This is a genomic window from Hydrogenophaga sp. (assembly GCF_030656115.1).
Taxonomy (GTDB): domain Bacteria; phylum Pseudomonadota; class Gammaproteobacteria; order Burkholderiales; family Burkholderiaceae_C; genus Hydrogenophaga.
In genome coordinates, this window is sequence record NZ_JAUSOO010000029.1 from 16,015 (window position 1) to 29,226 (window position 13,212).

Sequence of the window (13,212 nt, forward strand, 5' to 3'; positions counted from 1 at the left end):
GCGTCACCCCCCGGGGGGCGATGCGAGTGGACTGGCAAAGCCAGATCCACCGCATCCTGGAGGATGCATCTCGCGCCGGTGAGGTACTGGGTTGACTGGCTTACCAACGCCGGCTGAGCCAACGCCATTTGGGCTACGCTTCAGACTTTCTTTTACTAGCAAAGGCGCTTCCCCATGCCTGTCACATTGGAGGGTCAACTGGTCGTGGCGATTTCTTCGCGGGCCTTGTTCGACTTTGAAGAAGAAAACCGCCTGTTTGAAACCGGCGACGACCGGGCTTACATGAAGCTGCAGCTGGACCGGCTGGAGCAACCCGCCCTGCCGGGTGTGGCGTTTTCGCTGGTGAAGAAGCTGCTGGCCTTCAACGGCACCGACGCACAGCGGGTCGAGGTGGTGATCCTGTCGCGCAACGACCCGGTCTCGGGCATGCGGGTGTTCCGCTCGGCGCAGCATTACGGCCTGCCCATCCAGCGCGGCAGCTTCACGCGCGGGCAGCCGCCCTGGCGCTACCTGCGCCCGCTGCGGGCCAACCTGTTTTTAAGCACCCACCTGGCCGATGTGCGCGCCGCGCTCGACGCCGGGGTGCCCGCCGCGCAGGTGTACCCGCAGTCGGTGCATGCCAGCGACGCGCACCCGCACGAGGTGCGCATTGCCTTTGACGGCGACGCGGTGCTGTTTTCTGACGAAGCCGAGCGCGTCTACCAGGCCGAGGGCTTGTCGGCCTTTCAGGCCCACGAAGCCAGCCATGCCGGGCAACCGCTGGCCGGTGGACCGTTCAAGCCCCTGCTCGAAGCGCTGCACCGCCTGCAAACCGAAGGCACGCGCAGCATGCGCGTGCGCACCGCGCTGGTGACGGCGCGCAGCGCCCCGGCGCACGAACGCGCCATTCGCACGCTGATGAACTGGGGCATTGAGGTGGACGAGGCCATGTTTTTGGGCGGCCTGCCCAAAGGGCCGTTTTTGCGCGAATTCGAGCCCGACTTTTTCTTTGACGACCAGACCGGCCACATCGAATCGGCCTCGCTGCACGTGCCTTCGGGGCATGTGGCGGCGGGGATTTCGAATGTGTGAGCTTCCGTTTGAAGACACAGCGCTCCCTCTGTTGAGAAGCCTTCCATGACCCAACCCCTGTCCAAATTCCAACGCTTTCGCCACTTCGCAGGCCAAGTGCGCCGACTCGCCACGCCCTACTTCAACTCGGAAGAAAAGTGGCGCGCGCGCGGCCTGCTGGCGGCCATCGTGGCGTTGAACTTGGCGGCGGTGTACATGCTGGTGCTGCTCAACGAATGGAACCGGGTGTTTTACGACGCGCTGCAAAACAAGGACGCGCCGGTGTTCTGGCGCGAACTGGGCCGCTTCACCTACCTGGCGTTTGGCTTCATCGTCATTGCGGTGTACCGCTTTTATTTGACGCAGCTGCTGGAAATGCGCTGGCGTGCCTGGATGACGGTGCACTACGTCAACCGCTGGCTGGCCAACCAGGCCTTCTACCACCTGGAACTGGCCCGCTTCACCGGCCACAGCGACAAGACGCCCGACAACCCGGACCAGCGCATCGCCGAAGACATGAACCTCTTCACCAGCTACTCGGTGAGCCTGTCCATGGGCCTGCTCAACGCGGTGGTCACGCTGCTGAGCTTTGTGGGTATTTTGTGGTCGCTCTCGGGCAGTTTTGCCTTCAACTTCAACGGCGAAGAAGTGGTGATTCCCGGCTTCATGGTGTGGATGGCGGTGGTGTATTGCGTGGTGGGCAGCGTCATCACCCATTACATTGGCCGCCCGCTGATTGGCCTGAACTTTCGCCAGCAACGCGCCGAGGCCGACTACCGGCACCACCTGGTGCGGGTGCGCGAATACAGCGAATCCATTGCGCTGGACCGGGGTGAGGCGGTGGAGCGCGGCCAACTCAGCAGCCGTTTTGGTGTGGTGCTGAGCAACTACCTGCAACTCATCAAAGCGCAAAAGCGGCTCACCTGGTTCACCGTGGGCTTTGGGCAGGCGGCGGTGGTGTTTCCGTTCATCGTGGCCGCGCCACGCTTTTTCAGCGGTGCCATCCAGCTCGGGGAACTGATGCAAATTGCGTCTGCCTTTGGCCGTGTGCAAGACGCGCTCTCATGGTTTGTGGACAACTACGACCGCCTGGCCAGCTGGCGCGCCACCACCGACCGCATCACCAGCTTTGAAGCCAGCTTCCAGGCGCTGCAGGCCAGCACCCAGGCCCAGACTGTGACGACGACCCACACCGAAGACGCCCTGGCGCTGGACGACCTGCACCTGAGCCTGCCCGGCGGCACCGCGCTGCTCGCGGTCAACGGTTTGCAGCTCCACCCGGGCGACACGGTGCTGGTCAAAGGCCCGTCGGGCAGCGGCAAGTCCACCCTGTTTCGCGCGCTGGCAGGCATCTGGCCCTGGTCCGTGAGCCGGCTGCGCGCCCCGGCCGACTTTGACGCCCGGGTCATGTTTCTGCCGCAGCGCCCCTACTTCCCCAACGGCGCCCTGCGCCACGCCCTGGCCTACCCGGCCACGCCCGAGCGCTACTCCGACGCCGAACTGCAGCAAGCCCTGACCGACGCCCTGCTGCCCCACCTGGCCAACCAGCTCGACACCGAAGACACCTGGGGCCAAAAGCTATCAGGTGGTGAACAGCAGCGCCTGGCCATGGCCCGCGCCTTCCTGAAAAAACCGCGCTGGCTGTTTGTGGACGAAGCGACCAGCGCCCTGGACGAATCCACCGAAGCCACGCTGTACGACCGCCTGAAAGCCATGGTGCTGCGCGAAAATGGTGCCTTGGTATCGATTGCCCACCGGCCCACGGTGGCGGCGTTTCACCACCGGCAATGGACACTGGAGCCCAACGAGGCGGGCGGTACGAGCTACCGGTTGGTGGATGCGGTGTAGGCACTGCCCCACACAACGCACTTGCGCTCGGGCACAAGCCGCTGACCTCGCCTAGGCCGAGCGCCGCGCTCCGCGTTGTCAGGGTGTCGCCGGGCGCGGCGGGGTGGCGTCCGTGCCGACATGGACACGGTTGCGCCCCATGCGTTTGGCCTGGTACATGGCGGTGTCGGCCTGATGCTGCACCTCTTCGGGGTCGGACGTGCCGTCCAGCAGCGCCATACCGATGCTGGCCGTGCACACATGCACCACGGGCTCACCACCGTGGGCATCCAGCAGCCGATAGGGCTCCGCCAGCGACAGCAGCACTTTGCCGGCCACCACCTGGGCCTGCGCGAGAGACTGTTCGGCATCCGCGTCGATGGCATCCAGCAGCACCACAAACTCGTCGCCCCCCAGGCGGGCCACCGTGTCCACCTCTCGCACGCAACCGCGCAAACGCTCGGCGACGGTTTTGAGTAGCGAATCGCCCAGCGCATGGCCGTGGGTGTCGTTGAGGGTTTTGAAGTTGTCCAGGTCCAGAAACAGCAGTGCGCCGTGGCGCTCTTCGCGCTTGAGCCGTGCGATGGCCTGAACCAGCCGGTCTTGCAACATGCGCCGGTTGGGCAGATCGGTGAGCGCATCAAAAAATGCCAGGTGGCGAACGCGGTCTTCTGCCCGCAGCGTCTCGGCCAGCGCCCGCGCCAAACGGCGGTTGAGGTGCAGGATGTACAGCGCCACGGCGCTGACGACCAGCAACAAGGTCAGAGCCACATACAGCGGCTTGCGGTCAGGGGGAACGATGGATGCGTACAAAAAACCGTTCAGGGTCTGGTTGCGCGGCAACAGCCCCAGATCGGCGTAGGTGTCGGCAATGTGTTGCCAGCGCCCCCGGGTCATGTAGCCCACCTCGATCAAATCGGTGCGCAGCAGGGGCTCCATGCGGCGGGCCTCGAACAGGAAAAAATCCCGCCCATGCGACCTGGCGTACTGGGTGGCAATCAGGTCCGCCATTTCCTCCTGGTGAGCCATGGCGTATGCCCAGCCGCGCAGACTGGCCTCTCTGAAGTTCTGCACCCGCTGGGGGTTGGCTTTCAACTCGTTTTCGGTGGTGAACAGGTTGTCGCCGTAAAAGTCGATGCCCGCTGAGCGGGGGGTGTAGGTGTCGTAGCGGATACCGGCCTGGTCCAGCAGGTAGGGCTCGTTGGTGATGTAGGCGCTCATGGCATCCACAGTGCCGTCGATCAGGTCTTGCGGATTGAAGGTATGGGGAAGCCTCATCAGCTGGTCGGAGCGCACACCGGCCTGGTTCAGATAGGCCAGCAATTCGTCGGCATGGGGCTCCACCATCACCCGTTTGCCCAACAGGTCTTGAATGCCTTGCGTGCCTTGCACGCGGTCTGGCTGGCGTACCAGCAGCACCTGGGGCGAATGCTGGAACACCACCGCCAGCACCACCATCGGATACCCGGCTGCGCGGTCCAGCAGCAAGCTGCTGGTGCCCACGCCGTATTGCGCACGCCCCTGGCTCACCGATGCCAGCACGCTGGCACCCGGTGGGGCTTCCAGCAGGGTCACGTCGAGTCCCACATCGCGGTAAAACCCTTTTTCAACGGCGGCGTAGTACCCGGCAAACTGAAACGCGTGGCTCCATTTGAGTTGTAGGGTCACGGCGTCCAGGGCATGCACAGGCCCCACGGCCCACCAGCCGACCCAGGCCCACAGCACCGCACGCGGCCAGCGGCGCACCCTGCACATCCAGCAAGCCATCGGCAACACCACAGCTTCACCTCTGTTCATTCCGTTGCACACACATCCTGCGAGAGCCGCTGGCCCATTATGCGTTTCAGGATCGTGACCACGGGCGGCCTCGGCATGCTGTTGCGGTGGTTAACCCGCCACCTGGTACCCCGCCCACCCCCGCGCCCGCAGCTCACAAGCCGGGCAGTTGCCGCAGCCATAACCCCAGGCGTGCCGGTGCTCGCGGTCGCCCAGGTAGCAGGTGTGGGTGTGTTCCACGATCAGGTCCACCAGCGCAGGCCCGCCGCCAAGCACGCCAGAAGCTTCACCCAGTTCGTGGGCCATGCGCCAGGTGTCGGCTTTGTCGATCCACATCAGCGGGGTGTCGATGAGGAAGCGGTGGTCCATGCCAAGGGACAGGGCCACTTGCAGCGCTTTCATGGTGTCGTCGCGGCAGTCGGGGTAGCCTGAAAAGTCGGTTTCGCAAACGCCGGTGACGATGACCTGGATGCCCCGGCGGTAGGCGAGTGCGGCGGCCAGCGTCAAAAACAGCAGGTTGCGCCCAGGCACAAACGTGTTGGGCAGGCCACTCTCTTCCATGCGAAAGGCCATGTCGCGGGTGAGCGAGGTTTCGCTTACTTTGCCGAGCACGGCCAAGTCAAGCACATGGTCTTCGCCCAGGCGCTCGGCCCAGGCGGGAAATTGCTCACGCAGCTGGCGCAGCACCACCAGGCGGGCTTGCAGTTCGACGCTGTGGCGCTGGCCATAGTCGAAGCCGATGGTTTCGACGCGGGGGTAACGCGCCAGGGCGTGGGCCAGGCAGGTGGTGGAGTCTTGCCCGCCTGAGAACAGGACGAGGGCGCTGGTGTGGTGGGGCTTTGGGCTCATGGGCGCGATTCTGGCCCAAAAGAACCGCGCGCCACGGCACCGGGCTTTCAGCCCGCCGTGAACTCGCGCTCGTGCATCCAGGCCGCGTGCTTGGGTGCGCGCTTGGTCTGGCTCCACTCTTCAAGCATGTCCCACTTCACGTCGTCGAGCTTTTGCATCATCTCGGGCGTGCCGGTGTTGGCGGCGAGTTCCAGGCGGTGGCCGTTGGGATCGAAGAAGTAAATGGACTTGAAGATGGTGTGGTCGGTGATGCCGATCACCGGCACGCCCGCGGCTTCCAGGCGGACCTTGGTGGCTTCGAGTTCGGCCACGGTGTCCACCTCCAGCGCAATGTGCTGCACCCACTCGGGGGTGTTGGTGTCGCGGCCCATTTCGGGGGCGTTGGGCAGCTCAAAAAACGCCAAAATATTGCCGCCACCCGCGTCCATGAAGAGGTGCATATAGGGGTCGGGCGCGTGGGTGGACGGCACCTGGTCTTCGGCAATGGCGAGCACAAAGTTCATGCCCAGGTGCTTCTGGTACCACAGCACGGTTTCTTTGGCGTCTTTGCAGCGGTAGGCGACGTGGTGGATTTTGCGGATGTTCATGGGGTGCTCCTGGGGGTCAATGGGGTTGCTGGTGGGCGGTGCCAATCAAACGCCTTCGCGCGCCAGGCGCAGGGCATCTTTGAGCACCGCGATGTCGCCCACCTGGTTGGCCAGCAACAAGATGAGTTTGGCGTTGAGCAACTGGCTTTGCTCGTCGCTCAGGTCGCGGTGGGTGTCGATCAGGGCTTCGTAGAAGTCGTCACCCGGCGTGAAGTCGCGGAAGTAGCGCTGGCCGGGTTCGCTCAGGTTGGGTTGCAGCTGAAGGGGCATGGTGTGTTCCTCGGATTCAGGCGGTAGCGGTGGCGGGTTCGTTGACGGGCTGCGCCGTCGCGCGGTGCAAGGCGGCCTGCACCGCCGTGGCATCAAAACGGCGCCAGCGGGCGGCCACATGCTGGTCGGGGCGCACCAGGTAGCAGGTGCCGGGGCGGGCATCCAGGCGCTGGGCCAGCAGGCCGTCGCGGTCGTGCAAGGTGGCCAGCCCGGCGGGCGCGGTGCCGGCGTGGGCCGTCACCAGCAAGGTCTGCACCGGCAACGCCGCAGCCGCCAGCGCAGCGGCCTGCGCCCGCAGGCCGGGCAAGGCGGTGTCCATGGCGTCGGCGCTGTCGGCAAAGGCCAGCAGCACAAAGTGGTGGCCCAACTGGTCGAGCAGCCAGGCGTCGGCGCCGGCCCGGCGCACCGGGGCGTCGTCCAGCGGCGCACCAGGCACCATATCGCCGTCAAACTTGTCGGTATCGGGCGTGTTCAGGGCCGAATGCACCAGGAAAGCCGGCACGCTCAGGCGACCCGAATTCACCAGCTTGCGGGCAAACGGCTGGCTGCGGGCCAGCTCCAGCGCGGCGTTGCGAAACAGCTTGCTGACCGCGCTTTTGGGCGTGATGAAATCGGTGGAGCGGGTGGAGTTGCGGATGTTCTCGTCGGCGGCGTAGACCCGGTCTGTGTCGTAGGTGTCCAGCAGCGCCTCGGGCGCTTGGCCTTTGATCACCAGCGCCAGCTTCCACAGCAAATCGTCCGTGTCCTGAAAACCCGAGTTGGCACCGCGTGCGCCAAACGGCGACACCTGGTGCGCCGCGTCGCCCACAAACAGCAGATGCCCGTGGCGAAAGTTCGTCATGCGACGGCACTGGAAGGTGTAAATGCTGGCCCATTCCAGCGTGCACTCGCGGTCGTCGCCCAGCATGGCTTTCACGCGCGGCATGATGTTTTCGGGCTTCTTTTCCTCTTCCGGGTCGGCGTCCCAGCCGAGCTGGAAATCGATGCGCCAGACGTTGTCGCTCTGCTTGTGCAGCAGCACGCTCTGGTTGGGGTGAAACGGCGGGTCGAACCAGAACCAGCGCTCAGCCGGGTAGTCGGCTTTCATCACCACGTCGGCAATCAGGAAGCGGTCTTTGAACACATGGCCTTCAATGTCCAGCCCCAACTGGCGGCGCACGTTGGAGCGCGCACCGTCGGCCACGATCAGCCAGTCTGCCTCGATGTCAAAGTTGCCATCAGGGGTCTCGATGCTGACACGGGCGCCATCGGCCAGAGGCTCCACGCCCACCACCTTGTATTTCCAGCGCAGGTCGGCGCCCAGCTCGGCGGCGCGTTTCACCAGCGCTTCTTCCAGGTGGTACTGCTGCAGGTTGATCATGCCGGGGCGCTTGTGGCCGGCGTCGGGCACCAGGTTGAAGCGGTAGACCTCTTCTTCCTTCATGAAGGTGCGGCCCACGTTCCAGCTCACGCCTTTGTCCACCACCGCATCGCCCACGCCCAGGCGGTCCAGAATTTCCAGCGCGCGCTTGGCGTAACACACCGCCCGCGAGCCAAACGACACGCTGTCGTCTTCGTCGAACAGCAGCACGTCCAGCCCCTGCAGACGCGCGTCAATGGCTGCCGCCAGCCCCACCGGGCCCGCGCCGATGATCACCAGCGGTTTGCGCTGTGGCGCGCCTGACATCAGGTCGTGCGGCGCCTGGTAGGGAAAGGTGGGGTAGGTGTAGGTGGCCATGCCTGCGGTGCTCCTGTGGGTGTGGCCCGCCGAGAAAGGTCGTGCGGCGGTGCTGGGTCCGCACTATAGCCAATAATTCACCATTGGTAAATACGTTTCTCTAAACGTAATAACAAATCACCCCTGAACCCCTGCCCACGGGACGGGATGTCCGTCGCTTTCCGCCAGCAAAGCACGCACCGAACACCCAACGACAAAGCCCACGGGCCGGGGCCGGTGGGCTTTGTGCGGGGACGCGCCAGGCGCGGGTTGTGGGTTCAGGCGCCTTGCACGTCTGGCGCCTGAGCGTCCGGACCCTCGGCCTCTTCGGGTTCCACCTCGACGGTGTCCACGGCTTTGACCACCGTCACGGGCACAGGCGAGCTGTGCAACAGTTCGTGAGACACGGACCCCATCAGCGCCGAGCGCAGGCTGCCCATGCCGCGCGCGCTCAAGATGATGGCGTCGCAGCCGTGGCGCTCCACCATCTCCACCAGCATCTGGGCGGCGTCGCCGGTGGCCACGTCTTGCTCCACCGCCTGGCCGGCCGCCTCCAGCAAGGCCACGGCTGGGCGCATGAGATCAAGCCCGGCCTCTTCGTTCACCGATTGCAGCACGTCGGGGTCGTGCGCCACCACCAGCTCGTACAGGGTGGCGGTTTCCTGCACGTTGGCCACCACAAAGCGGGCTTGAAGCCCGTGGCCCACCAGCGCCAGCGCGTGGTGCACAGCCAGCAAAGAGGACTCGGAACCGTCGGTTGGGATCAAAATTTTCAGCATGGTTTTTCCTTGTTGTCGGCACCAGAACGGCCGCTCGTTGAACGCGCCAGGTGTTCGCCCACATCCGCACAGGCGTTCACACCCAGATCGTAGGCGATCGGGCGGCTGCGGTCCGACATCAAGGCCGCAGAAATTCTGCCGCCGAGGTGACCCACCTTGACGCAAATCAACGCGCCCTCGGGGCCGATGAACAGAGCGTGCTGGCTCCAGCGGGGGTGGCTCGGCTCACGGTGCGTTGGGTGGAATCGCCGTTGAGGTTCATGGGGCTGCTGTCACACCGGTCTGCAATGGACACGATTCGACCATCGGCGCCACAACCCCGTCAACACCCGCAGCATGGGTGCCATAGCGCACACACCCAGCGGGTAAAAACTGCGACACTGCCATGGTGAAACCGCAAAACCCGACCGCCGCAGCCCTTGCGGCACCCACCACCCCACCCCAGCCCACCCGCACACCGGTGGACCCGTTGTTTCTGGCCGCGCCCCGTGTGTCCACCTACCTCGGCACGCACGCGCTCACCAACGCCAGTGGCTTCTTTTTTGAGCGCGACAACCGCCTTTATTTGGTGACCAGCCGGCACGTGGTGATTGACGAAGCCAGCCAGCACCTGCCCGACCGGCTGGAAATTGAGCTGCATCTGGACGCCGCCAACCTGACCCGCTCCACCGGCTTTTCCATGCTGCTGTACGCGCAAGGCCAATCGGTCTGGCGCCAGGGCCGTGACGGTGGCAGCGAAATCGACGTGGCGGTGCTGGAGGTGGACCGCAGCCAGCTGCCGGCGGGTGCCATCATCCGGGCCTTCACACCGGCCCACCTGCACACCGCCTTTGACGCCATGCCGGTGGACGCCTCGCTGCTGGTGGTGGGTTTCCCGCTGGGTTTTCACGACGCGCTGCACCACCTGCCCGTGGTGCGCCACGCGGTCATGGCGTCGCCCTACGGCATCCGCTTTCAGGGCCAGGGCTATTTTCTGACCGACGCCCGCACCCACCGCGGCACCAGCGGCGCCGCCGTGGTGACGCGCGACACGGCTCCCACCGCCGCCACCGCCGCCCTGCCCTGGAAGCTGCTGGGCGTGCATTCATCGCGCATGGACATGGGCAACCGCGACCTGGTGCTCGACGAGTCGCTGGGCCTGAACTGCGCCTGGTACGCCGACATTCTGATGACGCTCACCGGCCGGGATGCCCTGACCTACCCAGCCTGAGGCCAGCAGACACCGGCCAAGTCGACGCGACACCGCCACAACGGTTTTGCACAAGTGCTGTCTGGTAACCACATGCAACAAATGGTTAAATAGAACCAACGGATGCTTTTGTACACACCCTCGGAGGGTTGCGGCACCAGCAATCCCCCGCACACCCGATGGAGATGGATTTATGGCTCGCCGCATCATGCTGATCGACGACTACGAGAGCGACTTGCTGTTCACGCGCCTGATGCTGGAGCGCTGCGACCAGCACTACGAGGTGGTGGAATACGACTCGGCCCCAGAGGCGCTGCAGTACCTGCAAAGCCATCCTGCACACGGCATTTCGGTGATCCTGCTGGACATCAACATGCCGGGGATGAACGGCTTTGAGTTTCTGGAAACCTATGAAACGTTGGCGGCCACCAAGCAAGCCGAGGCGGTGGTGGTCATGCTCACCTCGTCACCCGACCCACGCGACCGCGACCGCGCCGCGTCTTTTGCATCGGTGCGGGGTTACATCACCAAGCCGATCGACAAGGCCACCGCCAGCAGCTTGATGAACCTCATCGACCCGAACTGAGCAGACCAGCGGCCATGGCAGCGGCCTTCCCTCTGCGAAGCACAACGGTGCGAATCGCGCTCGGCTGGTGCCTGCTGAGCAGCAACGCCTGGACGGCCGATCCCGTCAGCGCCGTGCCCCAGGACGCACCCGCGCTGCGGCTGGCGGTGGAGCGCGACTACCCACCATTTGTCTTTGTGGGCCCCAACCTGCAGGCCCAGGGTCTGTCCATCGACATGCTTCGGCTGGTGCAAGAAGCCACAGGCTTGCGCGTGGTGGAGCAGCCCCCGGCCCCATTGCACACCCTGTTGTCCGACCTGCGCCAAGGCAAGGCCGACCTCATCACGTCGCTGCGCCCCACACCCGAACGCGCCGCGTTCCTGGAGTTCACGCGGCCGTACATCCAAGTGCCTGCCATTTTGGTGATGCGCACCGACCACGCACCGCTGGCCACCTCCGACGCATGGAACGCCTTGCAAGGACGCCCCGTGGCGGTGGGCCACGGTTACGCAGTGGAAGCCGCCATGCGCACGACCTACCCGCGCGTGGACTGGCACTCGGTGAGCAACGACTCGGAAGCCCTGCAAGGCGTGGCCGATGGACGCTTTGAAGCCGCTGTGGCAGACGCCGCGAGCGTGGCCTACAACGTCGAGGCCCACGGCTTGAAAGGGCTGCGCAGTGCGGGCCGGGTGGGTTTTGACTACGAGCTCAGCTTTGGCATTCGCCAAGGGCAACCGGGCTTGCGCGCGCGCATGGACGCCGCCATATTGACCATTCCACGCCATCAACGGCAGGCCGTGATCGACCGCTGGCTGCGCCCCCTGAACACCCAAGCGATGGGACGGGGCCGCATCTGGCCCGCCGTGCTGGGCGCAGGCTTGCTGGGCAGTGGCTTGCTGCTGCTGGGCTGGAAAGCGTGGCGTCCCACTGCGAAGCAGCCGCATGCCTGACCCAGTCAAACCGGTCCAGGGACCCCATGAAGCCCGCCCAAGGCACTCCGGTTGGCTCGGGGTACTGGCGCTGGGCGCGTGCTACACGCTGAGCTCCGTGGTCTCGCTGTACATGGCCCTCCAACCCGGCAGCATGGCCACCATTTGGTACGCCAACGCCGTGGCCATTGCCTGGGTCGCGTTCAGCCCTTGGCGCCTGGCTCCGCTGTTGGTGTTGTTCATGGCCGTGGGCAACGCCCTGGCCAATCTGGTCGTTGGAGCCGACCCGCTTGAAATCCTGCTGTTTGTCCCGGCCAATGCCGCCGAGGTGCTGCTGGGCGGCTGGCTGTTGCACCGGGCGGGACTGACCGCCACCGGCATCAGCACCCCCAAACGCCTGCTCGCCCTGCTGACCTACGGTGGTCTGGTGCCGTTGCTGGCGGGCGCCACCCTGGGCGCGGTGCTCCTGTCGTCTGCGGGCATGGGCACGCTGGGAGATGTCTGGCTGGTCTGGTTCGAGGGCTCGGTGATCGGCTCGGTGTCCATGCTGCCCCTGGCCTTCGTCTTGCTGGGCGCTTGGACCCAAGGGCGATCGATCCAGTTGTGGCAGGCACCGTTGTTCGCGCTGTTGATGGTCACCGTGGGCGTCACGGTGCTCAGCATGGCCTACCTCCCGTTCCCCTTTGTCTACGTCGTCATGCCTTTGCTGATGGCAGCGCTGCTGCTGCCGCTGGAGGGTGCGCTGCTGGTGACGCTGGCGGCCTCCATCACCATCGCCACCATGCAGGCGCTGGGCATTCTGGTGCCACCGCCCGTCACGTACACCTGGCAACAAGGGTTTTTCTACATGGCCTACGCAGCGGCCCTGGTGCCCGCCCAAGTGCTGGCCGCAGCGCTGGCCGAACTGCGCGACAGCCACGCCCAGCTGGAACAGAAAACCATCGAATTGAAGCAGGCCAACGAAGGGCTGGAGCAATTCGTGCGCATCGCCTCGCACGATCTGCGCGAGCCGCTCAACACCGTGGTGCAGTTTGCGGACCTGCTGGCGTCAGACCACGGCCCGGCGCTGCCCCCCAGCGGCCAACGCTACCTGAAACTGGTGCACCAGGCCGGCATGCGCATGCGCACCCTGCTCGACGACGTGCTGCGCTTTGCCCGGCTCAAAGTGGGCGAAACCGAGGCGCCGATGCCGGTTTCACTGGAGCAAACCATGGACGAACTGCGCGATGCAATGGCCGCACGCCTGCAAGCCACCCAGGCGGAACTGACCATCGGGCCCCTGCCGGTGGTGCTGGGCCACGCCAGCCTGCTGTCACTGCTGTTTCAGAACCTGATGGGCAACGCACTGAAGTTCGTGCCACCCGGTCGCGCGCCGCGCATCACCGTCACCGCTCAGACGGCCGATGGGTTTGTCTGGGTGACAGTGGCCGACAACGGTATCGGCATGGAGGCCCAGGAAATCGGCAAGCTGTTTCAACCGTTTCAGCGCCTGCACCTGCGGCGGGAATACGAAGGCAACGGACTCGGCCTCTCGCTCTGCCAGCACATTGCACAGACCCACGGCGGCAGCATCAGCGTCCGTTCGGTCTTGGGTGAAGGATCGCGGTTTGTGGTGAAACTGCCGCTGGCTTGAACGAGCGCGGCCGCCCATACAAAGGATGGCACACAGCTTGCATAAGCAGCCGCATGCAGATC

Annotated in this window: 12 protein-coding genes; 6 read left to right on the plus strand and 6 right to left on the minus strand. The window is 65.0% G+C overall.

Annotated features, from left to right (window positions below):
• The first annotated feature begins 174 nt into the window (after positions 1-174).
• Positions 175-1,071: a 5'-nucleotidase gene (locus Q7J58_RS03235; protein ID WP_304823344.1), complete on the plus strand. Its 897-nt coding sequence runs from the start codon at positions 175-177 to the stop codon at positions 1,069-1,071.
• 45 nt (positions 1,072-1,116) lie between these two features.
• On the plus strand, positions 1,117-2,898 hold the full coding sequence (locus tag Q7J58_RS03240; protein ID WP_304823347.1) for an ABC transporter ATP-binding protein/permease: 1,782 nt from the start codon (positions 1,117-1,119) through the stop codon (positions 2,896-2,898).
• Positions 2,899-2,976: 78 nt separating this feature from the next.
• Here the strand turns inward: Q7J58_RS03240 and Q7J58_RS03245 are convergent, their stop codons facing one another.
• From Q7J58_RS03245 to Q7J58_RS03270, 6 genes are all read right to left on the minus strand, one after another.
• On the minus strand, positions 2,977-4,674 hold the full coding sequence (locus Q7J58_RS03245) for a GGDEF domain-containing protein (RefSeq protein ID WP_304823350.1): 1,698 nt from the start codon (positions 4,672-4,674) through the stop codon (positions 2,977-2,979).
• 90 nt (positions 4,675-4,764) lie between these two features.
• Positions 4,765-5,502, minus strand: coding sequence for a 7-cyano-7-deazaguanine synthase QueC (gene queC, locus Q7J58_RS03250; RefSeq protein ID WP_304823353.1), 738 nt, complete (start codon positions 5,500-5,502; stop codon positions 4,765-4,767).
• Between the two features lie 47 nt (positions 5,503-5,549).
• Positions 5,550-6,089: a VOC family protein gene (locus tag Q7J58_RS03255; protein ID WP_304823356.1), complete on the minus strand. Its 540-nt coding sequence runs from the start codon at positions 6,087-6,089 to the stop codon at positions 5,550-5,552.
• Positions 6,090-6,134: 45 nt separating this feature from the next.
• The gene (locus tag Q7J58_RS03260; protein ID WP_304823359.1) at positions 6,135-6,359 is read right to left on the minus strand and encodes a DUF2783 domain-containing protein; all 225 of its coding nucleotides are present in this window, start codon (positions 6,357-6,359) and stop codon (positions 6,135-6,137) included.
• 16 nt (positions 6,360-6,375) lie between these two features.
• Positions 6,376-8,076 carry an FAD-dependent oxidoreductase gene (locus Q7J58_RS03265; protein ID WP_304823362.1) on the minus strand — a complete coding sequence of 567 codons (1,701 nt, stop codon included), beginning with the start codon at positions 8,074-8,076 and terminating at the stop codon, positions 6,376-6,378.
• Between the two features lie 257 nt (positions 8,077-8,333).
• Positions 8,334-8,834, minus strand: a complete 501-nt coding sequence (locus Q7J58_RS03270; RefSeq protein WP_304823365.1) for a universal stress protein — start codon at positions 8,832-8,834, stop codon at positions 8,334-8,336.
• Positions 8,835-9,219: 385 nt separating this feature from the next.
• Between Q7J58_RS03270 and Q7J58_RS03275 the strand changes: the two genes are divergently transcribed.
• The 4 genes from Q7J58_RS03275 (at position 9,220) to Q7J58_RS03290 (ending at position 13,150) form a co-directional block, all read left to right on the plus strand.
• A complete protein-coding gene (locus tag Q7J58_RS03275) occupies positions 9,220-10,044 on the plus strand; it encodes a serine protease (protein WP_304823367.1) in 825 nt (274 codons plus the stop codon).
• A gap of 172 nt (positions 10,045-10,216) precedes the next feature.
• Complete coding sequence (locus tag Q7J58_RS03280) at positions 10,217-10,609, plus strand: response regulator (protein ID WP_304823370.1); 393 nt, start codon at positions 10,217-10,219, stop codon at positions 10,607-10,609.
• Positions 10,610-10,656: 47 nt separating this feature from the next.
• Positions 10,657-11,538: a transporter substrate-binding domain-containing protein gene (locus Q7J58_RS03285; protein ID WP_304823373.1), complete on the plus strand. Its 882-nt coding sequence runs from the start codon at positions 10,657-10,659 to the stop codon at positions 11,536-11,538.
• On the plus strand, positions 11,531-13,150 hold the full coding sequence (locus tag Q7J58_RS03290) for an ATP-binding protein (RefSeq protein WP_304823376.1): 1,620 nt from the start codon (positions 11,531-11,533) through the stop codon (positions 13,148-13,150). The genes Q7J58_RS03285 and Q7J58_RS03290 overlap by 8 nt, the downstream gene beginning before the upstream one ends.
• Positions 13,151-13,212 lie beyond the last annotated feature (62 nt).